This window comes from Stenotrophomonas sp. 704A1 (genome assembly GCF_030549525.1).
Classification (GTDB): domain Bacteria; phylum Pseudomonadota; class Gammaproteobacteria; order Xanthomonadales; family Xanthomonadaceae; genus Stenotrophomonas; species Stenotrophomonas tuberculopleuritidis.
In genome coordinates this window covers 278,215-301,400 of sequence record NZ_CP130831.1, presented here as the reverse complement: position 1 = coordinate 301,400, position 23,186 = coordinate 278,215, and the positions used below count along the sequence as shown (strand labels likewise).

At 65.4% G+C, this 23,186-nt stretch carries 24 protein-coding genes; 3 read left to right on the top strand and 21 right to left on the bottom strand.

What is annotated here, in order from left to right; all coding sequences use genetic code 11:
* Nucleotides 1-9: 9 nt before the first annotated feature.
* The 14 genes from Q5Z10_RS01315 to Q5Z10_RS01250 form a co-directional block, all read right to left on the bottom strand.
* The gene (locus tag Q5Z10_RS01315; RefSeq protein ID WP_303637565.1) at nt 10-705 is read right to left on the bottom strand and encodes a phage minor tail protein L; all 696 of its coding nucleotides are present in this window, start codon (nt 703-705) and stop codon (nt 10-12) included.
* 149 nt (nt 706-854) lie between these two features.
* The gene (locus tag Q5Z10_RS01310) at nt 855-2,036 is read right to left on the bottom strand and encodes a hypothetical protein (RefSeq protein WP_303637564.1); all 1,182 of its coding nucleotides are present in this window, start codon (nt 2,034-2,036) and stop codon (nt 855-857) included.
* Nucleotides 2,002-2,472 (bottom strand): hypothetical protein, encoded by a 471-nt coding sequence (locus Q5Z10_RS01305; protein WP_303637563.1) that lies wholly within the window; start codon nt 2,470-2,472, stop codon nt 2,002-2,004. Before Q5Z10_RS01305 ends, Q5Z10_RS01310 begins: the two co-directional genes overlap by 35 nt.
* 1 nt (nt 2,473) lies before the next feature.
* A complete protein-coding gene (locus tag Q5Z10_RS01300; RefSeq protein WP_303637562.1) occupies nt 2,474-3,628 on the bottom strand; it encodes a carbohydrate binding domain-containing protein in 1,155 nt (384 codons plus the stop codon).
* A gap of 36 nt (nt 3,629-3,664) precedes the next feature.
* A complete protein-coding gene (locus tag Q5Z10_RS01295; protein ID WP_303637561.1) occupies nt 3,665-4,810 on the bottom strand; it encodes a hypothetical protein in 1,146 nt (381 codons plus the stop codon).
* A gap of 69 nt (nt 4,811-4,879) precedes the next feature.
* On the bottom strand, nt 4,880-6,028 hold the full coding sequence (locus Q5Z10_RS01290) for a hypothetical protein (RefSeq protein WP_303637560.1): 1,149 nt from the start codon (nt 6,026-6,028) through the stop codon (nt 4,880-4,882).
* 8 nt (nt 6,029-6,036) lie between these two features.
* On the bottom strand, nt 6,037-6,366 hold the full coding sequence (locus tag Q5Z10_RS01285; RefSeq protein WP_303637559.1) for a phage tail protein: 330 nt from the start codon (nt 6,364-6,366) through the stop codon (nt 6,037-6,039).
* Nucleotides 6,363-8,999 carry a phage tail tape measure protein gene (locus Q5Z10_RS01280; protein ID WP_303637558.1) on the bottom strand — a complete coding sequence of 879 codons (2,637 nt, stop codon included), beginning with the start codon at nt 8,997-8,999 and terminating at the stop codon, nt 6,363-6,365. Before Q5Z10_RS01280 ends, Q5Z10_RS01285 begins: the two co-directional genes overlap by 4 nt.
* 64 nt (nt 9,000-9,063) lie before the next feature.
* Nucleotides 9,064-9,363 carry a DUF1799 domain-containing protein gene (locus Q5Z10_RS01275; RefSeq protein WP_303637557.1) on the bottom strand — a complete coding sequence of 100 codons (300 nt, stop codon included), beginning with the start codon at nt 9,361-9,363 and terminating at the stop codon, nt 9,064-9,066.
* Between the two features lie 8 nt (nt 9,364-9,371).
* Entirely contained in the window at nt 9,372-9,680 is a 309-nt protein-coding gene (locus Q5Z10_RS01270) for a phage tail assembly chaperone (protein WP_303637556.1), read from the bottom strand.
* On the bottom strand, nt 9,680-10,339 hold the full coding sequence (locus tag Q5Z10_RS01265) for a phage tail protein (protein WP_303637555.1): 660 nt from the start codon (nt 10,337-10,339) through the stop codon (nt 9,680-9,682). Before Q5Z10_RS01265 ends, Q5Z10_RS01270 begins: the two co-directional genes overlap by 1 nt.
* A 76-nt stretch (nt 10,340-10,415) precedes the next feature.
* A complete protein-coding gene (gene gp17, locus Q5Z10_RS01260) occupies nt 10,416-10,772 on the bottom strand; it encodes a tail completion protein gp17 (protein WP_303637554.1) in 357 nt (118 codons plus the stop codon).
* Between the two features lie 23 nt (nt 10,773-10,795).
* Nucleotides 10,796-11,146 (bottom strand): head-tail adaptor protein, encoded by a 351-nt coding sequence (locus Q5Z10_RS01255; RefSeq protein ID WP_303637553.1) that lies wholly within the window; start codon nt 11,144-11,146, stop codon nt 10,796-10,798.
* A complete protein-coding gene (locus Q5Z10_RS01250) occupies nt 11,143-11,655 on the bottom strand; it encodes a head-tail connector protein (protein WP_303637552.1) in 513 nt (170 codons plus the stop codon). Before Q5Z10_RS01250 ends, Q5Z10_RS01255 begins: the two co-directional genes overlap by 4 nt.
* Nucleotides 11,656-12,033: 378 nt before the next feature.
* Here Q5Z10_RS01250 and Q5Z10_RS01245 point away from each other — a divergent pair, with 378 nt between their 5' ends.
* On the top strand, nt 12,034-12,990 hold the full coding sequence (locus Q5Z10_RS01245) for a cation diffusion facilitator family transporter (protein ID WP_303637551.1): 957 nt from the start codon (nt 12,034-12,036) through the stop codon (nt 12,988-12,990).
* 110 nt (nt 12,991-13,100) lie between these two features.
* Nucleotides 13,101-13,526 carry an organic hydroperoxide resistance protein gene (locus tag Q5Z10_RS01240; protein WP_303637550.1) on the top strand — a complete coding sequence of 142 codons (426 nt, stop codon included), beginning with the start codon at nt 13,101-13,103 and terminating at the stop codon, nt 13,524-13,526.
* 130 nt (nt 13,527-13,656) lie between these two features.
* Here the strand turns inward: Q5Z10_RS01240 and mmsB are convergent, their stop codons facing one another.
* Genes mmsB through Q5Z10_RS01215 form a run of 5 tightly spaced genes read right to left on the bottom strand, consistent with a single transcriptional unit; the run spans nt 13,657 to nt 19,195 of the window.
* On the bottom strand, nt 13,657-14,547 hold the full coding sequence (gene mmsB / locus Q5Z10_RS01235) for a 3-hydroxyisobutyrate dehydrogenase (protein ID WP_303637549.1): 891 nt from the start codon (nt 14,545-14,547) through the stop codon (nt 13,657-13,659).
* Nucleotides 14,544-15,719 (bottom strand): enoyl-CoA hydratase/isomerase family protein, encoded by a 1,176-nt coding sequence (locus Q5Z10_RS01230; RefSeq protein WP_303637548.1) that lies wholly within the window; start codon nt 15,717-15,719, stop codon nt 14,544-14,546. Before Q5Z10_RS01230 ends, mmsB begins: the two co-directional genes overlap by 4 nt.
* Nucleotides 15,716-16,513, bottom strand: a complete 798-nt coding sequence (locus tag Q5Z10_RS01225) for an enoyl-CoA hydratase (RefSeq protein WP_303637547.1) — start codon at nt 16,511-16,513, stop codon at nt 15,716-15,718. Before Q5Z10_RS01225 ends, Q5Z10_RS01230 begins: the two co-directional genes overlap by 4 nt.
* A complete protein-coding gene (locus Q5Z10_RS01220; RefSeq protein WP_303637546.1) occupies nt 16,510-17,676 on the bottom strand; it encodes an acyl-CoA dehydrogenase family protein in 1,167 nt (388 codons plus the stop codon). The genes Q5Z10_RS01225 and Q5Z10_RS01220 overlap by 4 nt, the downstream gene beginning before the upstream one ends.
* Nucleotides 17,677-17,689: 13 nt before the next feature.
* Nucleotides 17,690-19,195: a CoA-acylating methylmalonate-semialdehyde dehydrogenase gene (locus Q5Z10_RS01215; RefSeq protein ID WP_303637545.1), complete on the bottom strand. Its 1,506-nt coding sequence runs from the start codon at nt 19,193-19,195 to the stop codon at nt 17,690-17,692.
* Between the two features lie 115 nt (nt 19,196-19,310).
* Here Q5Z10_RS01215 and Q5Z10_RS01210 point away from each other — a divergent pair, with 115 nt between their 5' ends.
* Nucleotides 19,311-20,678: a helix-turn-helix domain-containing protein gene (locus Q5Z10_RS01210; protein ID WP_303637544.1), complete on the top strand. Its 1,368-nt coding sequence runs from the start codon at nt 19,311-19,313 to the stop codon at nt 20,676-20,678.
* Nucleotides 20,679-20,790: 112 nt separating this feature from the next.
* Here the strand turns inward: Q5Z10_RS01210 and Q5Z10_RS01205 are convergent, their stop codons facing one another.
* Both Q5Z10_RS01205 and Q5Z10_RS01200 read right to left on the bottom strand, forming a co-directional pair.
* Complete coding sequence (locus tag Q5Z10_RS01205) at nt 20,791-21,228, bottom strand: YfbO family protein (protein WP_303637543.1); 438 nt, start codon at nt 21,226-21,228, stop codon at nt 20,791-20,793.
* Nucleotides 21,229-21,272: 44 nt separating this feature from the next.
* A complete protein-coding gene (locus tag Q5Z10_RS01200; RefSeq protein WP_303637542.1) occupies nt 21,273-23,147 on the bottom strand; it encodes a patatin-like phospholipase family protein in 1,875 nt (624 codons plus the stop codon).
* Between the last annotated feature and the right edge of the window lie 39 nt (nt 23,148-23,186).

Sequence of the window (23,186 nt, the reverse complement as noted above, 5' to 3'; positions counted from 1 at the left end):
ACGGCTGGCTCAGGAGCGCAGCAGACCGGCGGCGGGAAAGCCGCCATAGGGCAACGGCTTGTCCTGGCCGAAGCGCAGCTTGCAGCTGCGCACGCGGCCCCCGCACTGGTCACGGGCAGGATCGTCGGTGGCCACGTCGTCGCCGTCGGCCACCGCCGGCCCGTTGTAGCCGCAGTAGGGGCCGCGGTAACCACCGCGTACCAGCCAGCCGCACATGCCGGCAATGATCTGCCTGCCCGGCAGCTGCTGGCCGTTGAGGTCGATGGCAGTGGTCAGCTCGAACTCGACCATCTGCTTGTCCTCGCCGATCTTGCGTTCGATGAACCAGACTTCATCGGGGAAGTGCTCGGCGGGATCCGCACTGGGATTGCCCTCCTCGAAGTTGGCCGCGTCCAGGTACTTTGCCAGTGTCTGCCGGCGGATGATGCGGGCACCGACCAGGTCATCGAACAGCAGGCACATGGCGGTGATGCGACCGTCGATATTGCTCACGCGCAGGCGGGGATTCGGCGGCTGGTCACTGGTGCGCTCGAAGCCACTGGCCTCGATCGGCCAGGGGCCATACTCCTGGCCCTGCCACCAGATGAGGCCACTCTGCAGGTGTGCATGGAAGAACAGTTTGTCGGCACCGAAACTGCTGGCGTCCAGCTCGTAGACGGTGATGCGGCCACCCGGCTCAAGCTGCTGGGCATCGGCGGTGATCATGGGGTGCGCTCCTGTGCGACGAGGGGAAGAGGCGGTACGGGATAGGGTGGATGGCCGTGGGGCACGATGACGCGGTGCCCGGGGCGCAGTGACACAAGGGTGGTGAAGCAGGGAATGGGGCCGGTTCCGGTGGTGATTCCGTTCATGGCTCAGAGCTCCGCATCTGCGTGCACCAGAATCTGGGAGGTGGTCGACCACACCACCACCGCGCCCCACTGCTGCATGTTGTTGGACATCGTGGACAACACGGCCGCGTCCACGGTGGACTGCCAGCCGGGGCTGCCGCCGTTGAAGTTGATGAGGCTGCCTTCGGAGCCGAAACCCACCAGGTTCAGTGCGTTGGACGGCGAGGAGATCCTGGGCGCTATCCGCTTGCGCACCTTGAACGGGATGCAGGCTCGCGTGTCGCCGTTGGCGGTGTAGGTGATGCCCAGGATCCGGTTCACATCCACCGTTTCGTAATAGCGCTGGCAGAGCATGAGTTCCATTGCGTCGGAGCGACGATCGAAGTCGGTGGCGGTGTCGCCCGCTTCGATCTGCACTTCGGCCAGCTGCACACTGCCGCTCTTCTGCCCGGCGGCAAAGGCCCGCCCGCTGAAGTCGGCACCTGCGTCCAGCCAGAAGCTGAGTTGCAGGTAGCTGTCCGGGCCCAGCGTGCTGCCGGCAAGGCCGGGCACCTCCACGGTGACCTGATGCCAGCGCCACAGCGTGTCGAGCACGACCGAGGCGCCGATGCTGTCGCGCGCGGTCGACCCGCCCGTTCCATGGGACTGCTGCAGCTCCACGCCGATGCGGAAGTCGTCCACCGAGGCCCGCGCCTTGAAGCTGATGGTGACGGTGCGCCCGGCCAGGGTCCGGACGTCCTCGATGCGTTGCTGGACCAGCGCCATGTTGCCGGCAGCGGCGACGCTCTGCACGTCCAGCCGGAGCAGATGGCGTGATCCGGCCAGCAGGCGCCCACCTGGGCCGCCGCCGGCGGGTACGTCTTCGCGTGTGACGGCTACTGTGGTGCCGGTGGCATTGGCCAGCCAGCGATCAGCGATGTAACGCGGGCCCGTGGATGCAGGGAACGCTGCCCCGCGCTGCCAGAGCCGGAAGTCGCCATTGATGAGTGCGTTCCTTCCGGCCATGCGGCCTTCCAGGTGCATGAGCGCCGATTCCGCGTCATCCAGTCCGGCATAGATCTCGGCGAAGTTGTCGTTGATCTTGGTGAACGCCGGGCGCTGTGTCTCACCCCGTTTGCCATTGGGCTGGACGGTGTCGAGGTCGATGATTTTCCTTGCCATGAGCGTTTCTCTAGATTTCTGCGGGTCCGCGCACTGGCGGAACACTGTCGGAAGTCCCGCACAGCCAGTCGAACATCTCCGGTTGCGGCAGCCGTTGCTTGATCTGATCCCAGTTCTGCGCATCATCAGGCGATGCGATGGTCAAATTTTTCAATGCCAGAGTGACCGCATCGCGCCACGCCACCATCGCTCGGGCCTCGCAGGCCAGCCCGGGAATCACACTGCTGGTGTAGCTACAGCAGCTTTCCACCGATGAATGGCCCAGTGTCTGGGCGTACTCGCACATCCATTGCTCCGCCTGGCGCCGCAGCTGATGCAGGTGCTCGGCAGATCCTGCCGGATAGGGCAGCGGCACCGGCGAGGGCGCGTTGCCAGCCAGTATCCACGCCTCGTAATCCCGCCACATCCAGTGGCCACGCGGAATGAATGCTCCGGTGTCTTTACACTTGATGATGTCCGGCTCCTGCGTCAGTTGATACATGTCAAAGCTCCGAATCTGCAGTCCAGTGGAAGGAGGAACCCCAGTTCCCGGGTGCCGACACATAATTGACCTGGGCACCGGACTGGCCGGGATTGACGATCGATGTCACCGTACCGGCACCACCGGATGCACCCGAAACTTGGCCGGCAATGCCGGTTGTGTCGTTGTAGACGGTGTAAGCGGGTGTCGCCCGCTTCAGTACACGGCATCGGATGTGCGAGGTGCTGCCCACGCCGATCGTGCGGTCATAGAACTGGTTGTCCCGCCCGGATACGTCAGCGGTCCCTGGTGGTACATCAATGTTGTAGCTCTTCTCGAAGTAGCGCTGGCACAGCAGCAGCTCCAATGCATCGGGTCTACGCTCGAAGTCGGTGGCTGCCGCGCCGTCTTCCAGCTGCACCATCGCGATGTCGAAGTTGCCGGTCTGATGGCCCAGGCCAGGTACCCGGTCGCTGAAATCCGGACCGGTGGACATCCACAGCGAGACCCACGTGCAGTGTCCAGCACCGTTGGTGTTCTTTCCGGAAACACTGGGTACATCGAACGTCATCGCGTACCTGGTCCAGGCTCCCGTCAGCGTGGCGATGCCTGCAAATGTCTGTGTCGAGGCATCCTGGCCACGTAGATCCTGCTCGATCTCCACGGCAATTCTGGCGCCAAGGGCTGCCTTCGCATAGAAGGAAAGCGTCAGCTTCCTGCCGCTGAGGAGTGTTACGTCTTCGATCAGTTGCGAAACACGCTGGTAGCTGTTCCTGGCTGAGGAGGCGCCTACGTTGACATTCATGTACCAGCGTGGATTGCCGGGAATCGCGGTCTGTCCTGGTTCCAGTGGGAAGCGCGCCATGGACAGGGTTCCATTGCCGTTGTCCCGCTTCCAGCGATCGGCCAGATAGGTCGAGCCTGTGCCCTGTGCCAAGCCCCACCCGCGCTGCCAGAAGCGGAAGTCACCATTGACGAGGTAGTTCCTGGCCAGTGATCTACCGGCCAGTGCTGCATCCAGGGTGGCTGGAATGGCGGCGACTGCCTCCTGAGCATCAAGCAAGCCGCTATAGACTTCGTCGAAATTCTCGTTGATCTTGGTGAATGCCGGGCGCTGCGTTTCACCCCGTTTACCATTCGCTTGAACGGTATCGAGGTCAATGATCCTTCTTGCCATGTCGGGGTCCTGTTGTCTTGGAGAGAGGCCTACGGATCAGAACTCTGCATCCGCCCACCAATGCCACCAGCCACCCCAACGCCCTGCATTGTTCGACCAGCTGACTTCGTAGCCTGAGTTGGACGCGTAGTTCACAACGCACGGCACCCTTGAGATATTGTCTTCGGCGATATGCCCGTTCTGCTGCACAGTGTCCGCCGAAATGATCATCACGTACGGGTGAGCACGCTTGGAGGTCTGGAATCGGATGCTCTGGTAGTGGGCGATACCCGGCGTATTGGATGAGAACGCCTCGCGACCTTCGTTTGTCGCCGTGTTCGGCGGCACGTCCAGCTTGTAGCTCTTCTCGTAGTAGCGCTGGCAAAGTGTCAGTTCTACACCAACTGGTCGCCAGTCGAAGCGCGACGCCGTGCGTCCTGCTTCGACCTGGAACTGGGTGAAACCAAATGAACCGTTCTGACCCAGCAGCTCTCCGCCATGACCCGTACTGCAAAGGTCGAACACCACGTACAGATGGTCGTTTCCATCGCTGCCGAGCGTCTTTCCTTTGGTACTTGGCAAGCTAACGGTGATGCAGTGTCGGCTGGCCGCCGTACTCAGTGTGATCACCCCCACTTCAGCAACCGTCTTTGGCGAAGGCGAACCGCCCGTTCCGAAATCCTGAATGACACGCACGCCAACCTTGCGTCCCGGGGCATCGCTGTTTGCCCATACCGATATCGTAATATCACCGCTCGCACTGCGGACCCCTTCGATCCTCTGTCCCATCCAGGCGCCACTGCTGGCAACGGCATTGGACACCGTGCAGACGAGGATAGAACGGGTGTCCTCCGGGAAGCCTGCCTGCCGGCCGTCATAGACAACGCGCTGGACGTCCTGATTACAGCTCAACGCAGAGTTGGAGAAGCGGTCCGCGAAGAAGGTCTCCGCCCCCAAAGTACCTGCCCCGCTGCCGACACGACCGGAGGTCCGTCGCTGCCAGAACTGCAGACCACCGTTTATGAGGAGATTTCTGCCTGGGATACGCTCGGTGATCACCGCGTCGATGCTCTGCGGAACCGATTCAAGTGCGTCGTATAGCTCCGCGAAATTTTCGTTGACCTTGGTGAAAGCCGGACGCTGCGTTTCGCCCCTTTTCCCGTTCGGCTGAACGGAATCTAGATCGATGATTTTCAATGACATGTCTAGTGTCTCCTTGTCATTTGAGATGTGGCACGAAGCCGTGTATGTCGCGAGCGTTCTTGCGCATTTTCAGATTTCCGCGTCCAGGTTGATTCCGGTACCTGCGCCGGCCGAGTCGCTGCTCTGAAGGATGCCGGCCTGACCTGCAGCCCCGTCGGTCAAGGAGCCGACAATCGTCATCCGCGTTGATGAAATCTCTACGGCCTCGATCGACGTCAGGCTCACAGCTCCGGTGCCAGTGAGAAGCCGCCACTGCGGCAGGCTGGAAAATCCAACCCTGGGAATGGTTCGCATGCGTTGGCTGAAGCGATAGGTCAGGTAGACCTTGTTGTCACCTCGGATGAGTCCTACACCAGCGTTGAAGCGACTACCACCATCGAAATGGCTTCCCGTGGCATCGGTCTGGTAGTAACGCCGACAGCGCTGCATCTCTTCGGCCGGCGGACGCCATTCGAAGTCCGTGCCCATCGCACCGCCCTCCCACTGGAACTCGCCGAAGTACAGCTGGCCCTGCTGCCCACCAAGGCCGGCGGTGCGGTTGGCGAACTGTGTGCCCGCCGAGACCCAGACGCAGACAACTGCGGCCCCCTCATCAGATAGTGTCTTTCCTGAGATCGAGGGCAACGTCACTGTCTTGCGGATTCTGTTCAATCCCGGGGCGAGCTCGAAGACCTCAGGCGCAATGGCCAGTACCGGAGCGCTGCCCGTGGCGCCGAAGGTCTGCGCGAACTCCAGCGCGATCCTGCGCCCTCCCGCACCCGCGTTGAATACCAGGAAGGACACCGTGCTTTGGGCATCCGCGAAGTTGCGCACGTCCTCCACACGCTGCTCGAAGACGAAGAAGTGCTTCTCTCCGTCGGTGTTTCCGCTCGAGCTGGTGGACAGCGTGTACCTGCTGCGGGGAAAGTTATTGTCCCCCACTGCCGTGGGATTCCGCCGGAACACCGGATCTGCGATGCCGTGCATCTGCAGGAACCAGCGATCGGCCGTGTACGCCCCCCCTGTATTGAAGCTGATACCCCGCTGCCAACAGTCGAAGTTCCCGTTGATCAGGCGATTTCTTCCCGAGACGGCCCGTGCAACTGCCTCGGGAACTGCATCCAGCGCCAGGGCAACTTCTTTGAAGTTCTGGTTGATCTTGGTGAAGGCCGGGCGCTGGGTTTCGCCCCGTTTACCGTTGGGTTGGATGGTGTCCAGATCAATCTGCTGTAGATCCATGTCTGCTCCTACGGCTGATGTGTCTGTTCAAATGCCGCGGTAATGCTGAACATCGAGCCGCCCAGATGACTGTCGGTGTAGGAATCACAGGTATACAGCCCCTGCCCCAGTGGCCCATTCCACAGGAAGCTGCGGCCGGCATGACCATCCAGGAACGTCACGATCTCGTTGATCGTCCTGCGGTTGCCGACGAACTGCAGCTGGTAGCTGCGCGAGGTGGCGTTCAGACCATCGGCAGCGGCCTGCGCATAACCATCGCCGAACTTCGCACGCTTCACGGCGGCGGTAGTGGTTCCGGTGCTCTGGCTGGTTGCCGGCCAGGTAAAGGTATCGGTCATTGCATGGCACTCCTGCTGAGCACGCCGCCCGCCTTCAGGTCACGACTCTGCAGTTCGCGGTACTTGCGTTCCACGAACTGGCCGATCTCGTTGCCGAACTGCTGCAGCATGCTTTCGTTGGTGGTGACTTCCTTGCCGCCGTTGTTGTCGATGCGGATGCTTACACCCACGCCTCCGCTACCGCCGCCACCGTGTGCGGCTACGCCGAGACGACCGTCCGGCCCGCGCCGCAGCGGCATGATCGCTTCCGGTCCCGCTTCGCCGAAGACGCCTGCGCCCTTGGCGAAAGCGAACAGCTGCGGGGTGTTGTAGACGCCACCGGAGTAGGCGGAGAGGCTGGGCGATGCATAGACACCGCCAAGCGCATTGGGGGTCATGTTGCCGCTGCTCAACCAGCCGGTGTTGTTGCCGAAACCGGCAGCGAACCCTGTGGAAGGAGCTGAACCTGCGCCCGCACCCATGCTCCCGGCGAAAACACCGACGACACTGTTGATGATGCCCATCAGGGCTTGCTGGGCTGCAATTCGTGCCAGGTCTGTGATGATCGAATCGGCCAGATCGCTGAAGTTTAGCTTGCCAGTTAGAACGAACTTGGTCAGCGCGTCTTCGGCACCCTTGAATGCCTTGCTGAAGAGTTCCTGGGTCATACCCGCTGTGTTGGAAGCGGATTCGCTGTAGTCGTCGAAGGCGCTGCGCGCGCCATTGCGCCAGTCGCCCATCTCCTCCATTCGACGCCCTTGGTAGTCCTGCTCATCGCTCAGGCGTCGATCACGGCTTGAGCGAAGCGCGTCAGACTGCTGGCGGAAGTTGCGGCTGTCCTCGGGAATGCCGCTGTCGCGCAGTGCTTTCATGCCCTGCTCGTACTCACGCTGGATGCCATTGACACGACCGAGGCGCGCTGCAGCTTCTTTACCGTGTCCGAGTCCGAGCAACTCCTGTTCGTTTGCCTTCCGACGCGCCTCTTCGGCGTCCATCAGCGACCTGTTGAGCTTCTCAAGCTGAGTGGTAGCCGCAACCTCTTCGCTGTGCAGTGCAAGTTGCTGCTCGCTCGCCTGCAGGTTCTTGAGCGCCAGTTCCAGGCGTTGCGCGGCGGTCACGTTGCCGTCTTCTGTCGCATCCTTGAGCGCAAGCTTTGCCTGCCGCTGCAAGCGCTCGCTGGCAGACAGCTTGTCCATTCCCAGTCGCTGGCGCTCATTCTGGTCGATCTGTTCCTGGATCTGATCGAACAATGAAGGAACGGACGGCGGAGAGGCGATGGTTTGGGCCGGGGCAATCGACGGGGGGCCAGGATTGGGCGCAGGCGTTCGTGCTTGACCGGGCTTTGGAGGCACCGTCGCCTCGATCAGGATGGGCTTGAGGTTCTTCTGCAGCGCGCGCAGCGCCTCCTCCGCTTCCTTCTTGGCACGACTGTACTCGGCCAGGCTGTAACTGGAGCCTGTGGTTCCGTCCAGCGTGGTGTAGCTCCAGCGACGAACGCTTGATTCGGCATCTGCCAGGTTCTTGCGCAGATCGTCGACGCTGTCCGCACGGAATGGCTCCTTCACCATGTCCCACAGGTCGGAGAAGACAATCTTCGCCCTGCGCCAGGCGCCTTCCATCAACGTAGCGCTGTCGATGACCTTGGGTGCAACCTCCCCGATCTTGCCTGCGTAGGCCTGCATCAGCAGAGCCGACGCATCTGCCTGGTTTCCCTGCGCGATCAGCGATTGGATCTGCTGCTGCTGTGCGAAGGTGAGAACGTCGGTCTGCTGCTCCAGTTCCTTGAGTGCCGCGACCGGGTTCTGCTTGATCTTGACGAATGACGCAATGACTTCTTCTGCACTGCTGACGCCTGCTTCCTGCCATTGCAGTGCGGCCTGCGCGACCAGTCGCAGTTCATCACCGGCGAACTGGCCGGTCATCGCGACCTGGCTCAATGCTTCGGACGCTTCACTCATGGTGATGCCATCAATCCGCCGCATTGCCTGCGCGTAGCCTGTCAATTGCGCTTCGTTGACGTTGAGGCGATCACCGACGATCAGGAGGGATCGCTCGAAGGAGGATGACTCAGCGCTGGCGGAGTTCCACGCTATGGCCACGCCGCCGACCGCGGCGGCCAGCGCTGCCGCCGCTGCTGCCATCGGATTGGCCAGCGCAGGGAAGCGGCCAACCAGGCCGGAGACAACCTCCGCTACATTCTCGTATGCGCCCTTCAGCTCGCCCGCTTTGCCGAGCTGATCCAGGAACGACGAGCCCGCGGCTGCACTGCTGGCGCCAGCCGATGAGGCGGTGGCGTTGTCCGTAGTGCTTGCCAGCGCCTCGGCTTCACTGCGGTATGCCCGCATCTCATTGCGTGCCGCACGCATGGCGCGTTCGTTGCTGGCCATCTGACGGGCCATTTCATTGATCAGTACTGCGCTGGACTTGAGGACGGCATTGAGCATTTCCTGTTCAATGCGCGTTCTGTCCACCTGTGCGCTTTGCTGGAGCAGCATCTGCAGGCGTGCGCGCTCGGCCCTGTCCAGTTGCTGGTACTGCTGCTGTGCAGAGGCCGTCATGTCGGCCAGGCTTCGTTTGGCAGCCTGCGTGGCAGCGCCGAGGTTGCTGTTGACCTCGATATCCACCCGCGCAACACCGAGCGGTATGTCGCTCATAGGGGTTTCCTCAGAAAAGAATGACCCCGCCGGATGGCGGGGTCGGAGTGAGCCAACAGATGGCTCATTGGCGGTGCATCTCGTCCAGTGCGGCCCGCTCTATCACGCGGATGCCTGCCATTGCTTCTGCGTGCTTCTCGGCAGTAAGCCCTTCACGCTCGAGTTCCTGGTAGACCACGTTGTAGTCCAGACCCGTCGGGCCACCGGCGCCGATACGCCACTGGGTGGAGACCCGCGAGAAGATGTCGATGGGAAGTGCACACTCCGGCCAGAGTTCGACCTGTGGCGGTGGAAAGTGCTTTGCTTTCAGACCGAGCTGGTTCAGTTCGGCCTCGGTGGGGGCACGCCAGTACAGTGCCCCCACCGCCTCGATCAGTTTCCCTTGCGAGCGACCTGCAGGGCCTGCACGTAGCCACCAACAATGGCGCCGTCCAGGCCGATCTGCTGCTGGAGAGCCAGTTCGACACCGGCTGTATCCAGTGCCACATCCGCGTCCCACTCGGCGACGATGTCCAGGATCGCCTGGGCAGGCGTCACCTCCCCCCCCGCCAAGCGCTGCAGCAGGTCCGCATAGGCGGCCTGCTGCAGATGACGGTAGGTCAGGTTGAGCTTTTGCTCGCGCCCATGGCCGGCAATGGTCAGGGTGCTTTTGAAAGTCTCAGGTGCCTTGACCTGGAACATCAGACATCCTCCACCAGGATGGAATCGGCCAGCGCGGTGAACGTCGCGGTGGTACCCATCGGGGTGTTGGCGGCCATGGTCGGGTCGCCGTTGTAGCTCAGGTAGCCGTACCAGTACAGCACATCGCCACCGACCAGCTTGGCGCGCAGGATCACCGGCTCACCCTTGGCGTCAACGTTCTTCAGCGCCGAGTACCACGGCTTCTTCGGATCGTAGAACAGCGGCAGGGTGATGGTCTTGGCGTTCTTGAAGGTCGGCATCTGCACCTGGCGACCGGTCGGGTCTTCCAGCAGCGTGCCGCTCCAGTACTGCTGCTCGCCACCGGCGGTGGTCGGGTCGCCCTGCTGGTCCAGGTCGACGAAGGCGCCGGCCTTGCGCAGTACGCCGGCACCGCTGGTGCCCGGGAACAGCACGGTGTCGGTGGTGTCGATGCCCAGCAGTTCAACGCTGCCGGTGGCTTCGGCACCGGCGCGGGTGGCGCGGTTGTTCAGGGCCGGCCAGCCCGGCAGTTCGATGACCACCACATCACCGGTGTCGACGCTGTTGGCGGCGACGCTGGCCAGTGCCGGTGCGGCCTTGGAGATGGCGGTGACGGCGATGGCGGTGGAGACCACCGGAGCGAAGCCGAACTGGGTGCCCTTGGGGAGCTTGAGTGCCATGTTGCATTTCCTCGTTTGGATAGAAAAAAAAGGCCCGGCGCATGCCGGGCATCAGGTGGTACGTGGAGCGGTGGAACTACGGGTTGGCGTACCACAGCCCGAACTCGAGCCGTGCGCCGTACTTCTTGAGTGCCGGCTCATGCACGGCAATGGGTGCGCCAAAGGATTCAGACTTCGGCAGGCCCGCGCATACCTGGTCCTCGATCTCACGGATCAGGGTGTTGGCCTGGGCACGACTGTCTGCCCAGACGGTCAGCTGCACGCGAGCGTGCTTCTGTCCGGGAATGGAACCTTCGTTGAACCACACGGACTGTCCGCCCACCTGCTGGTACACAGCACAGGGGTAGATGACCGGTTCCGGCGGAACGTCGGGATGCAGCCGGCCCTGCAGCAGCGGGCCCAGCAATGCGTGCAGCTGTGCTTCGTAACTCATCGGGGTGTCCTGGTTGGCGTCGCTCAGGCCATGCCTGAGGATTGTTCGGTGAACAGCACCGTGGTCTGGCGCCTCCCGAAGTCGGGAGCAACACCGGTGATGTCGAAGGTGCGGCCGTCATGCACGATGCGCATGCCGACGTGGATGCCGGCCTGCCGCGCGGCCGCCAGGCGCAGATGGAACCGCTGGCGGCGGACCGTTGCCGGCAGGCGGCTTTCCAGCGTCAGCCGTTGCACGCTGTCACCGCCATCGGCACTGATGGCAGCCCAAAGTTCGGCCACCGGCTGCCAGGCGTCCAGCGGCTGCCCCCATGCATCGCGCTGGCCGTCCTGGCGCTCGATGCGGATGCGACGATTGAAGTGGCCGGCGGTCATGGCGTTGCTGCCTGGCGATACGGATCGAGCAGCGCGGCCACGCCGAACGGCAGTTCCATCGCAATGGCGGCGGTCGCTGCCGGCGCATCGATGGTATGCGCGGAGACAACGACGGCTTCGCGGTGGGCGTACAGGTGGCCCAACAGCAGGCGCACCGCGGCGCGGATGCTGTCGTTGGCCGGCATGCCCAGCAGCAGGCGCGCGCTGCGTGCAGTGGCCACGGCCAGGCGGCGGTCGGCCACATCACGCATGGCCTTGGCCTTGGCCGTGTTGGTTTCGGCATTGGCGGCGGCAACCGCGGCGTCATGCCCGGTCACCGCCGCCGCCATGTCCTGCGGCAGCTGATCCAGTGCCTGGTCCAGCGTGGCCTGGTCGGCGTACAGGTCGCGGCCCAGGTAGGCAGCGGCTGCGTCGCTGGCTGCAGCCAGCAGGTCACCCAGGATGGCGTCGTCGTAGTCGCCGTCGATACGGCAGTGCGCGCGGCACTGCTCAAGGGTCAGCAGGGGCATCGAATCCTCCTTCGTTGATGGATGTGGAGTGCCCCGACCCTGCGCGCACGGCGGCGCCCCACGCGGTCACCAGGACGGCGCGGGACAAGCAGGGTCGGGGCGGAAAACGGAACGGCCGCGACGGGGACGTCGAAGCCGGTGGCGATGGCAACGCAGCGCGCGGGGGCGCAAACGAAAGAAGCCCCCGGGGTCACCGGAGGCTTCTATGTCATCGTGGTACAAACGATACGCTTCAGGTGTGCACCCGTCAATCCGCAAACGGTTACCAGTCTGGTGACGTCTGCGGACCCTGTGCAGCTGCGGTCACGGCGGGGTGCCGTGGGCTGGATAGAATGGCGGCGCGCTGCTCCCGCAGCACATGTCCCGCTGGATGCCCGCATGCCTGCCACCGCCGAACGCTTCTTCGATACGCGCACCGAACAGGGCGTGCTGCGCCTGTCCATCGCAGGCTCATTGCTGCTGGCTGCTGCCGCAGTGGTGTTCGGCCTGCTGGCCAACTCCTCGCTGATCATCTTCGACGGCATCTACGGCCTGATCGACGTGGTGATGACCTGGTTGTCGCTGCTGGTCGCGCGCCTGATCGCACTGTCCACGCAGACCGACGCGCTGCAGTCGCGCCTCAACCAGCGCTTCACGATGGGTTTCTGGCATCTGGAACCGATCGTGCTGGGGGTGAGTGGCACACTGATGATCGGCGCGGCGCTGTATGCCCTGGTCAATGCGGTGGACGCGCTGATGTCCGGCGGCCGCCACATCGCCCTCGGGCCGGCCATCGCCTTCGCCGGGCTGTCGATCGTCGGCGAAAGTGCGCTGGCCTGGTTCGTGCTGCGTGCCAACCGTCGCATCGGCTCGGAGTTCATCGCGCTGGACGCGAAGAACTGGGTGATCGCGGCCAGCATGTCGGCCTGCTACCTGCTGGCCTTCCTCGGTGGCGTGCTGGTGCGCGGCACGTCGCTGGCCTGGGTCGGGCCGTACATCGATCCGGCCATCCTCGCCTTCGTCTGCGTGCTGGTGATGGTCGCCCCGCTCGGCACCGTGCGGCGGGCGCTGGCCGGCATCCTGCTGGTCACGCCGCCGGAACTGCAGGCGCACGTGGATGCGGTCGCGCGCGGCATCGTCGCCCGGCACGGCTTCGTCGAACACCGCAGCTACGTGGCGCAGGTGGGCCGCGGCGAGCAGATCGAGCTGTTCTTCGTGGTGCCGGAAAACGACCCGCCGCGTCCCCTGCGGGAATGGGACCAGTTGCGCGACGAGATCGGCGATGCGCTGGGCGAGGCGTCGCCGGACCGCTGGCTGACCATCATGTTCACCACCGACCGCGAATGGACGATCTAGGCCGGCAGGACGATCGATCAAATTTTTCGTACGCCTTGCAACCCAACGTACCCGGGAACCGGGCAAAGTAGGCTCCAACGCACCACCCACCCACTGACCAGGAGCATCCCATGTCCATCGAAAAGGTTCTGTACACCGCCCAGGCCACCTCCACCGGCGGCCGTGAAGGCCGTTCCATCTCCTCCGACAACGTGCTGGACATCCAGCTGTCGACCCCGCGCGAGCTGGGCGGCGCCGGTGGCCCGGGCACCAACCCGGAACAGCTGTTTGCCGCCGGCTACTCGGCCTGCTTCCTGGGCGCGCTGAAGTTCGTGGCGGGCCAGGCCAAGGTAGCGCTGCCGGCCGAGACCACCGTGACCGGCAAGGTCGGCATCGGCCAGATCCCGACCGGCTTCGGTATCGAAGCCGAGCTGACCATCAACGTGCCGGGCGTGCCGCGCGAGCAGGTGGAAGAACTGGTGCAGAAGGCGCATATCGTGTGCCCGTACTCGAATGCCACCCGCGGCAACATCGACGTGACGCTGATCGTTGCCTGATGCGGTGATGCCGGCCAGCGGCCGGCACTATCACTGCAAGAGCAAAAAAATGGGCGGATGCCGGTCGAAACCGGGCATCCGCCCATCCCACCTCGGGTGGGCCCCGGCACAGGGCCGGGGACGCATTCGCTTACTTCTCGCTCGTGATGAGCTGCACGACGCTGGAGAAATCCAGCTTGCCGCGGCCGGCCTGGTGATTCATCGAGTACAGGTTGCGGGCCACTTCGCCCAGCGGGATCGAGGCGCCGACACTCATCGCCGCTTCCACGGCCAGGCCCATGTCCTTCAGCATCAGGTCGCTGCCGAAGCCGCCGCTGTAGCCACGCGAGGCCGGCGCGTTTTCCAGCACGCCCGGCCACGGATTGCACACTTCCGTCGCCCAGCTGCGGCCGGTACTGACCGCCATCATCTGCGACAGCACCTTCGGGTCCAGCCCGTGCGCCACGCCGAGTGCGATGGCTTCACCGGTGACGGCCATGATCACGCCCAGCGCCATGTTGTTGCACAGCTTGGCGACCTGGCCGGCACCGCTGGCGCCGACGTGAAAGATGTTCTTGCCCATCGCCTGCAGTACCGGGCGCGCGCGTTCCAGCGCGTCCTCTTCGCCACCGACGATGAAGGTCAGGGTGCCGGCCTGGGCACCGGCGGTACCGCCGGATACCGGCGCATCGATCATCTGCAGCCCACGCGCGGCGGCGGCTTCGGAGACCTTGCGGGCGCTGGCCGGGGCGATCGTGCTGCAGTCGATGACCAGCGCACCGGCCGGAATGGCGCCGAGGATGCCATCCTCGCCCAGGTACACGCCCTCGACGTGGCGGCTGGCCGGCAGCATCGAGATCACCACCTCGGCGTCGGCCAGGGTCTCGCGCGCCGACGCCGCGGCACTGGCGCCGGCATCCACCGCCGCCTGCACGGCGGCCGGCACCAGGTCGAACACGCGCACGCTGTGGCCGTTCTTGACCAGATTGGCGGCCATCGGGCCGCCCATGTTGCCCAACCCAATGAATGCAATACGGCTCATGCCAGGCTCCTTTCAACGACAGGGGTGCCCAGGTCGGCCAGCGGATGCGCGGCGTCGGCCCAGGGAGAAGCGAAGAACGTATCGGCCCACGCGGGGGTGGCCTCGGTCAGGGTGGCCGGCTTCCACTGCGGAGTACGGTCCTTGTCGATCAGCAGCGCGCGGATGCCTTCGGCGAAATCCCCGTGCGCGGCGCAATGCAGGGCAACGATGTACTCCAGGCGGTAGACGCTGGCCAGGTCCTGGCCCGCGCTGCGGCGCTGCAGTTCGAACGCCAGGCGTGCCGAGCCCGGCGCACCCGCGGCGAGGGTTTTCTGTGCCGCCTGCAGCCAGGCGTCGTCGGTCTGCAGGCCGGCAATGCGCGCGACGATCGCTTCAAGGTCATCGCCTTCGCACAGCGCATCGACCTGCGCGGCGTGGCCCAGCAGCGGACCGGTCGCCGCGTCCGTGGCGAAGGACATCAACAGCTGCGACAGGCGCTCGTGGTTGCGCGCGGCGTCGGCAGACCACGCCACCTGCAGCAGCGCATCGAACACCGCGCTGCGGCGTTCTTCGGCCACGTGCACGTCGGCCAGGCCGGCATAGATGGCATCACCGGGATTGAGCAGCGCGCCGGTGAGCGCCAGGAACAGGCCGCCCTTGCCCGGAACGCGCGGCAGCAGCCAGCTGCCACCCACATCGGGGAACAGGCCGACGGTGATTTCCGGGAAGGCCAGCTTGGAGCGCTCGCTGACCACGCGATGGCTGGCGCCGGACATCAGGCCGATGCCGCCGCCCATCACGATGCCATGGCCCCAGCACAGGATCGGCTTGGCGTAGGTATGGATGAGGTAATCGACGCGGTACTCGACGTCGAAGAACTCGGCGGCGTAGTCGTTCTCGCGGATGTCGCCGTGGCCGGCTTCGCGGAAGGCGACCATGGCCTTGTACAGGCTGTGCAGGTCGCCACCGGCGCAGAACGCCTTTTCGCCCGCGCCCTGCAGCACCACCATCGCGATGCCATCGTCGTCTGCCCAGGCATTCAACTGCTTCAGCAGCAGGTGCGCCATCGGCAGCGAGAAGCCATTGAGCGTACGCGGCGCGTTGAGCGTAGCGATGCCGATGCGCGTGCCATTACCGGCCACGCGCTCTTCGAACAGCACCGGTGCGTCGGCAGCAGCGGTGTCGGTGCTCATGCGTTCTTCCACTGCGCGGTGCGCTTTTCCAGGAAGGCACTCACACCCTCGACCTGGTCGGCCGTGTCGAACAGATCGACAAAGGCTTCGCGCTCGGCCACCAGGGCCGCGGCATGGGTGCCGGTGCGGGTGGACTGCACCAGCGCCTTGCAGGCAGCAATGCTGGTCGGGCTCTGCTTGCCGGCCTTGTTCGCCCAGTCCAGCGCCAGTGCCTTGGCTTCGCCCTTGCCGACCTTTTCCTCGGCAAGACCAATGCGCACGGCGGTTTCAGCGTTGATGCGCTCGCCCAGCAGGATCATGCGCTTGGCCCAGCCTTCGCCGACCAGGCGCGGCAGGTTCTGGGTGCCGCCGGCGCACGGCAGCAGGCCGACGGTGGCCTCCGGCAATGCCACCTGGGCGTGCTCTTCGATGATGCGCAGGTCGCAGGCCAGCGCGCATTCCAGGCCACCGCCCATGGCGTAACCGTTGATCGCGGCGATCGACACGCCACGGAAGCCGGACAGCGCTTCGAAGGCTTCACCGAACCGGCGTGCGGCTTCGCGCGCGGCGGCCTTGTCGCCCGATGCGAACTGGTTGAGATCGGCACCCGCGGAGAAGAATTTTTCGCCGTCGCCGGTGATCACCAGCGCGTAGATGTCGCGGTCTGCGTTGAGCGCGCCGACCAGGTCGCGCAGCGCCGACAGGCTGTGCACGGTCCAGGTGTGCGCCGGCGGGTTGTGCAGGGTGACCACGGCGGTGTGGCCATCGGCCTCGACCTTCAGGCCCACGTGCTCCTGGGTACGCCAATCCTTCATCGCAGTTCCTCTTCGGTGTTGAGCAGGTGACGGGCAACGATCACCCGCATGATCTCGTTGGTGCCTTCCAGGATCTGGTGCACGCGGCTGTCGCGCAGCAGGCGCTCGATCGGGTATTCGCGGATGTAGCCATAGCCGCCGTGGATCTGCAGCGCTTCGTTGCAGATGGCGAAGCCGGCATCGGTGGCGAAGCGCTTGGCCATCGCACACCACACGTTGGCATCGCTGGCACCGGCATCGAGCTTGCGTGCGGCGGTGTGCACCATCTGCCGCGCCGCGACCAGCTGGGTGACCATGTCGGCCAGCTTGAACTGCAGCGCCTGGAATTCCGCCAGCGCCTTGCCGAACTGGCGGCGCTCGCCCATGTAGCGGCGTGCGGCATCCAGCGCACCCTGCGCCGCACCCAGCGAGCACGCGGCGATGTTGATGCGGCCGCCATCGAGCCCCTTCATCGCCAGCTTGAAGCCGCCGCCTTCCTCTCCCAGAAGGTGGCTGACCGGCACGCGGACGTTCTCGAAGGTGATGCCGCGGGTGGGCTGGCTGTTCCAGCCCATTTTCTCTTCCTTGCGGCCGAAGCTGATGCCCGGCAGGTCGGACGGCACCGCGATCGCGCTGACACCGCCCGCACCGGCACCGCCGGTACGCGCCATCACCACCAGCAGTTCGGTGGCACCGGCACCGGAAATGAAGGCCTTGGCGCCGTTCAGCACGTAGTGGTCGCCATCGCGCACCGCCGTGGTTTTCAACGAGGCCGCATCGGAACCGGCACCCGGTTCGGTCAGGCAGTACGAGGCCAGCTTGCTGCCCGAAGACAGGTCGTTGCCCCACGCATCGCGCAGTGCCGGCTGGCCCCACTGCGACACCATCCACGAGGCCATGTTGTGGATGCTGATGTACGCCGCGGTCGACGGGTCGACGTTGGCGAGCTCCTCGATGACGACGGCGGCGTCCAGGCGGCTGAGGCCGCTGCCGCCGACTTCCGGGTCCATGTACAGACCGCAGAAGCCCAGTTCACCGGCCTTGGCGATCGCCTCGCGCGGAAAGATGCCCTCCGCATCCCATCGCGCGGCGTGCGGCGCCAGTTCGGCCTGTGCGAAGTCGCGCGCGGCTTCGCGGTACGCCTGCTGCGCTTCGTCCTGTTCCGTCGTCATCGAGTGGCTCATGGCTGTTCCCTGCTTACTTCAGGCTGATCGTGGTGTTGACGCCGTGGCTCAGCGTCTCGTCGTCGAACCAGCGCGCGGTGACGGTCTTGGTCTGGGTGTAGAACAGCACCACCTGCTTGCCGTACGGGCCCAGGTCACCCAGCTTGGAGGCGCGCGAACCGGTGAACGAGAACAGCGGCACCGGCACCGGGATCGGCACGTTGATGCCGACCTGGCCGACATCGATGTCTTCCTGGAACCTGCGCGCGGCCGCGCCGCTCTGGGTGAACAGTGCGGTGCCGTTGCCGTTCGGGTTGCTGTTGACCAGCGCGATGGCCTCGTCCAGCGTTTCCGCTTCGAGGATGACCAGCACCGGCCCGAAGATTTCTTCCTGGTAGATGCGCATGTCGGTGGTGACACCGGCAAAGATGGTCGGGCCGACGAAGTTGCCCTTCTCGAAGCCATCGACCTGCGGCGCGCGGCCGTCCAGCACCAGCTTGGCGCCCTGCTCCACGCCCGAGGCGATCAGCCCCTCCACGCGCTCACGCGCGCTGCAGGAAATGACCGGGCCGACATCGGTGCCGGCCACGGTGCCACCGCTGACCTTCAGGGTCTTTGCCTTGGCCACCAGGTCCTGCACCCAGCCACGGGCCTCGCCCACCAGCACCAGCGTGGAAGCGGCCATGCAGCGCTGGCCTGCGGCACCGAAGGCGGCACCGACCATCGCATTGAGGGTCTGTTCCTTGTTGGCGTCCGGCAGCACCACGGCATGGTTCTTGGCGCCCATCATGCACTGCACGCGCTTGCCGGCCAGCGAGGCACGGTTGTAGACGTGGGTGCCGACGCGGGTCGAACCGACGAACGACACCGCCTTGATGTCCGGGTGGTCGCAGATCGCGTTGACCACTTCCTCGCCACCGTGGACGACGTTGAGCACGCCCTTCGGAATGCCGGCTTCCAACGCCAGTTCGACCAGGCGCATGGTGACCATCGGGTCCTGTTCGGACGGCTTGAGGATGAAGGTGTTGCCGGTGGCGATCGCCATCGGGAACATCCACAGCGGGATCATCGCCGGGAAGTTGAACGGGGTGATGCCGGCGCACACGCCCAGCGGCTGCATGATGCTGTAGGTATCCACGCCATTGGCCACGTTGTTGGCCAGCTCGCCCAGCTGCAGGTTGCCGATGGCCGCAGCATGCTCGACCACTTCCAGGCCACGGAACACATCGCCTTCGGCGTCGGGCAGGGTCTTGCCCTGTTCGGCGGTGAGGATGTGCGCCAGCTCGCTCATGTGCTCGCGGATCAACTGCTGGTACTTCAGGAAGATGCGCGCGCGGGTGCCGATCGGGGTCTTGCGCCAGGTGGTGAAGGCTTCCTTGGCGGCAGCGACGGCGGCGTCCACTTCGCCGGTGGTGGCGAACGGCACCTGGGCCAGCACGTCCTGGGTGGCCGGGTTGATCACGTCCTGCCAGTGGGAGGTGGCCGATTCAATGAACTGGCCATCGATCAGCATGCGGATACGGGGCGCTGCAACAGTCATGACGACAATCCCACAGGGTGCGAAAGATGCTTGGCATTATTCACAGCGCCGGCCTCGATTTCCGGACTGAATCCGCTTAATCTGGCCAACACGCCAGACGATTCCTGTTAATTCTGTGAATTATTCAGCCACCCAGCGGCAACTCGGCCTTCGCCTGCTGCGGCTGCGAGAACAGCGCGGCTACAGCCAGGCGGCCCTGGCGCAGGCGCTGGGGCTGTCGGCAAGCTACCTGAACCAGATCGAGCGCAACAAGCGCCCGCTGACGCCTGCGGTACAGAAGAAGCTGGGCGAGGTACTGGGCGATATTTCGGCCCTGTTCGACGAGGATGAGCCCGCGGCGCTACAGGAAGCGCTGGGCGAGACCCTGCGCGACCTGGGCCTGGCCGAGGTCAGCGCCACCGAACTGCGCGCGCTGGCCGGCAACCTGCCGCAGGTCAGCCGCGCGCTGCTGGACCTGCATCGCCGCCACCTGGCCCTGCGCGAGCACGCCGCCGCGCTGGAATTCCAGCTGGGCGAGCCCGGCGCCGGCAACACCCTGCCCGCCGGCGACCAGGTGCGCGAGTTCTTCAACCGCATGCACAACCACATTCCCGAGCTGGACGAACTGGCCGAACAGCTGTTCGCCGAGTGGGGGTTGTCGCCCGGGCACGTTGCGCCGCGTCTGCGCCAGCTGCTGGCCGATCGCCATGGCGTGCTGGTGGAGGTGGCCGCGCTGCAGGCCGGGCGCGAGAAGCGCCAGTACGACGCCGGTGCGCGGCGGCTGTGGCTGCCCGATTACCTGGAGCCGGGCCAGCAGGCATTCCAGATGGCCGCCGAACTGGCCCTGCACGGGTACCTGCCGCAGATCGATGCGGTGGTGGCGCGTGCCGGCTTCAGCGATGACGCGCGCATCGCGCAGGCACGTATCGGCCTGTCGAACTACTTCGCCGGCGCGCTGGTGATGCCCTACATGCGCTTCCTGCGCGCGGCCGAGAGCAGCAGCTACGACATCGAACTGCTGGCCCATCAGTTCGGCGTCGGCTTCGAAGCGGTCTGCCATCGGCTGAGCACGCTGGCACGGCGCAGCGCACCCGGCCTGCCGTTCTTCTTCATCCGCGTGGACCGCGCGGGCAATGTGTCCAAACGCCACTCAGCGACCGATTTCCACTTCTCGCAGGTGGGCGGCTCGTGCCCCCTGTGGATCGTCTACGAGGCCTTCAACCAACCCGGGCGCATCCTTACCCAGACCGCGCGCATGCCTGATGGACGGCGCCACTTCTGGCTGGCGCGGCAGGTCAGCAGTGGTCCTGTCGGCCATGGCCAGCCACGCAAGACGTTTGCGGTGGCGCTGGGCTGCGATCTGCAGCACGCCGAGCGCCTGGTGTATTCGCTGGGGCTGGATGTGCAGAGCCCGGGCAACTCGGTGTCGATCGGGCCGGGCTGTCGGGTGTGCCCGCGCGAGGACTGCATGCAGCGCGCGTTCGCGCAGCTGCCGGGCCGGTAGCGCCGGTCCATGTCCGGCGAGCGCAGCGGCAGCTGGCGCACCACCGGCAACGCGGTCTGAAAACAGCGTCAGATCCCGCGTCTTGCGCCAAGCGGATCTGAGCCCACCTGCATCAATCCCAGAACACGGTCAGCACGCGATGGCCGGCAGAGGGCACCGGCGCGTCGATGTGCTGCCCGTACGGCCAGCCTTCGCCAACGCCGTCGCATTCCAGGCCCTGCAGCCAGCCTTCCACGGTTGCGGCATCGGCGCGGGTCAAGACGTGAACGTTCTCTGCGGCGGGCCATTCGCTGTCGTCTTCCAATGCACTGCCCCAGTCCTGGTGCAGGCCCACGTAGACGCCTTCCACTTCAGGCTTCCCGGCGATCGCAGCCAGGCGTGCGTACAGCTCGGCGATCGGCGGGCGACCGTAACCCCACTGGTTCGGTGCGATGCACGCTTCGCAATCGTTGCCTTCGAAATACGCAGCCAGCGGTACCACCGGCAGGTGCTCCGGATCGCGTGCGTCGAGGCGTTCAAGCAGGTCCAGCAGGTCCTGGCGGGCGGACATGGGGCATTCCTTGCAAGGAGGGGCGGCGATTGTATCCGTCGCGGTCAGTAGATCGGCGTGACCTTCATCTGCGGCAGCGGGCGCGGTGCGCCGTCGGTCAGGTCCGGGCCCAGGTCTTCCCAGGTACGGCCCTGCTCCACCATCAGGCCCCACAACCGCTGCGATGCCAGCCGCTTGTCCTCCGAGCCCAGCTTGTATGACGGGGGATTGGGTTCACCACGGGCGACCATCGAGTAAGCGGCGTGGTAGGCCAGCACCTGCTGCGCCGGATCATCGGTACGCGACACCTCCAGCGTGTAGCGCTGGTAGGCCGAGGCCAGGTTGCGCCAACGGATCCAGTAGTGGTTCTGGAACGAGAACGCACAGAAGCGCGCACCGGCCAGACTGCCCTTGTCGGCGATGCGGGTCAGCACCTCCTGTGGCATGTCCAGGTTCATGCCGCCCTCGTCGCCCTGCAGGCTCACGTGCACGATGCGGTCGCGGTAGCCGGGCGCGCGCGCCTGCAGCAGATCGCGCCAGTTCTGCATGGTCGCCACCACCGCGAACAGGAAGCGGCCCAGCTCGGCAGCCGCCAGCGGCGTGGCGATCGACTGGTAGGTGCGCTGCCAGCCATGGCGGTTCTCGGTGGGCAGGAAAACCGCATGTTCCAGTGCCTGGCGGCCACTGCCGCGCGGGTTCATCTCTTCGGCATGCTGCGGATAGACCAGGTTGATGGCGAACGTCGGCCAGCGCGGCAGGGCCGCGTCGAACAGATGGATCGGGAAGTTGCTGCTGATGCCGCCGTCGGAGAACCAGCAGATGCGGAACGCGGTGATCACTGGGCCGCAGGCCTGTCCGGCACTGGTCAGGCCTTCCATGCTGTCGGCCACGTTGTGCTCCTGGTCCGGTGCGGCAGCCGACGGTTCGCAGCGGCGCTCGCGGCGCGATGGCTCGTGCAGCGGCACTGCGCTGATCAGCAGCGGGAAACTCAGGCTCATGCGCGTGGCCACCAGCACCGGCAGCTGCGGGCCCTGCGGCAGGTGGAAATAGCGCCGCCCTTCCACCTCCAGCGGCGGGCCGGCCTGCGTCACCAGCCACTGCACCACGCTGGCGGGGAACAGCTGCTCGAACTCCTCGCGCAGGAACCAGAACTGCGCGCCGCCCAGCGGCAGCGTGCGTGGTTCGTTGTGCGAGATGCAGGTGGTGATCATCTGCAGGCTGATCGCATGCGGGCTGTCCGGCTCGCCGGCATAGCGCGGTGCAGCGTGCAGGTCGGCGAAGGTGAGCGGCGCGTCCAGCGGCTTGCCGGACAGCTGCTGCAGGCAGGTGTGCAGCCACTCGGTCAGCGCGGGCGTATCCGCATCGCGACCCAGCCCGCTGCACAGGCCCAGCAGGTTGCGCCGCGCCACCCGCGCCACCCGCAGCGCGGCAGCAGCCACGCCCGCACCATAGGCGCACAGCACCGACGGCAGCAGCGTCGCCGCCACGCCGCTCCAGCCGCCGCCCCACCACCCCAGGCCCAGCAGCAGCGCCAACGACACCAGCACCTCCAGCGGCGCGATCTCGAACACGGCGACGGCCAGGCACAGCAGCTTGCGCGGCAGGCTGGCATTGCCGGTCAGCACCACCAGCAGCCGATAGGCGGCACGTGCACCGCGCGCCGGCTGGAACAGGCGGTAGATGAAGCCACGCTGCGACAGCTGCGCCGATACCGCCGACAGCCCGCCATAGCCGGCATCGTCGGGCAGCTGCTCGCCGGCCTGCTGGCGGCGATCGCCGCACGCCGCCGCCGCCGCCACCGCCGCGGCGATGGCCCCGGCCGAGGTGCCGCCGATGCTCTTGAAGCGGTAGTCACGGGCCAGCGCCAGTACCGCATTGGGGTACACGATGCCGCTGGTGATGCCGCCCTTCATGACCAGATCGCAGTACTTGTCCGCCACTGTCGTGCCCCATGCATGCCGTCCGCCGCGTGGATGCCA

Coding starts and splice junctions, on each gene's coding strand:
- Q5Z10_RS01230 (WP_303637548.1), bottom strand. CDS start 15,719: ATGAGCACCGACACCGCTGCTGCCGACGCACCGGTGCTGTTCGAAGAG.
- Q5Z10_RS01220 (WP_303637546.1), bottom strand. CDS start 17,676: ATGAGCCACTCGATGACGACGGAACAGGACGAAGCGCAGCAGGCGTAC.
- Q5Z10_RS01295 (WP_303637561.1), bottom strand. CDS start 4,810: ATGTCATTGAAAATCATCGATCTAGATTCCGTTCAGCCGAACGGGAAA.
- Q5Z10_RS01255 (WP_303637553.1), bottom strand. CDS start 11,146: ATGACCGCCGGCCACTTCAATCGTCGCATCCGCATCGAGCGCCAGGAC.
- mmsB (WP_303637549.1), bottom strand. CDS start 14,547: ATGAGCCGTATTGCATTCATTGGGTTGGGCAACATGGGCGGCCCGATG.
- gp17 (WP_303637554.1), bottom strand. CDS start 10,772: ATGAGTTACGAAGCACAGCTGCACGCATTGCTGGGCCCGCTGCTGCAG.
- Q5Z10_RS01280 (WP_303637558.1), bottom strand. CDS start 8,999: ATGAGCGACATACCGCTCGGTGTTGCGCGGGTGGATATCGAGGTCAAC.
- Q5Z10_RS01240 (WP_303637550.1), top strand. CDS start 13,101: ATGTCCATCGAAAAGGTTCTGTACACCGCCCAGGCCACCTCCACCGGC.
- Q5Z10_RS01215 (WP_303637545.1), bottom strand. CDS start 19,195: ATGACTGTTGCAGCGCCCCGTATCCGCATGCTGATCGATGGCCAGTTC.
- Q5Z10_RS01250 (WP_303637552.1), bottom strand. CDS start 11,655: ATGCCCCTGCTGACCCTTGAGCAGTGCCGCGCGCACTGCCGTATCGAC.
- Q5Z10_RS01290 (WP_303637560.1), bottom strand. CDS start 6,028: ATGGATCTACAGCAGATTGATCTGGACACCATCCAACCCAACGGTAAA.
- Q5Z10_RS01285 (WP_303637559.1), bottom strand. CDS start 6,366: ATGACCGATACCTTTACCTGGCCGGCAACCAGCCAGAGCACCGGAACC.
- Q5Z10_RS01225 (WP_303637547.1), bottom strand. CDS start 16,513: ATGAAGGATTGGCGTACCCAGGAGCACGTGGGCCTGAAGGTCGAGGCC.
- Q5Z10_RS01205 (WP_303637543.1), bottom strand. CDS start 21,228: ATGTCCGCCCGCCAGGACCTGCTGGACCTGCTTGAACGCCTCGACGCA.
- Q5Z10_RS01270 (WP_303637556.1), bottom strand. CDS start 9,680: ATGTTCCAGGTCAAGGCACCTGAGACTTTCAAAAGCACCCTGACCATT.
- Q5Z10_RS01315 (WP_303637565.1), bottom strand. CDS start 705: ATGATCACCGCCGATGCCCAGCAGCTTGAGCCGGGTGGCCGCATCACC.
- Q5Z10_RS01305 (WP_303637563.1), bottom strand. CDS start 2,472: ATGTATCAACTGACGCAGGAGCCGGACATCATCAAGTGTAAAGACACC.
- Q5Z10_RS01245 (WP_303637551.1), top strand. CDS start 12,034: ATGCCTGCCACCGCCGAACGCTTCTTCGATACGCGCACCGAACAGGGC.
- Q5Z10_RS01300 (WP_303637562.1), bottom strand. CDS start 3,628: ATGGCAAGAAGGATCATTGACCTCGATACCGTTCAAGCGAATGGTAAA.
- Q5Z10_RS01265 (WP_303637555.1), bottom strand. CDS start 10,339: ATGGCACTCAAGCTCCCCAAGGGCACCCAGTTCGGCTTCGCTCCGGTG.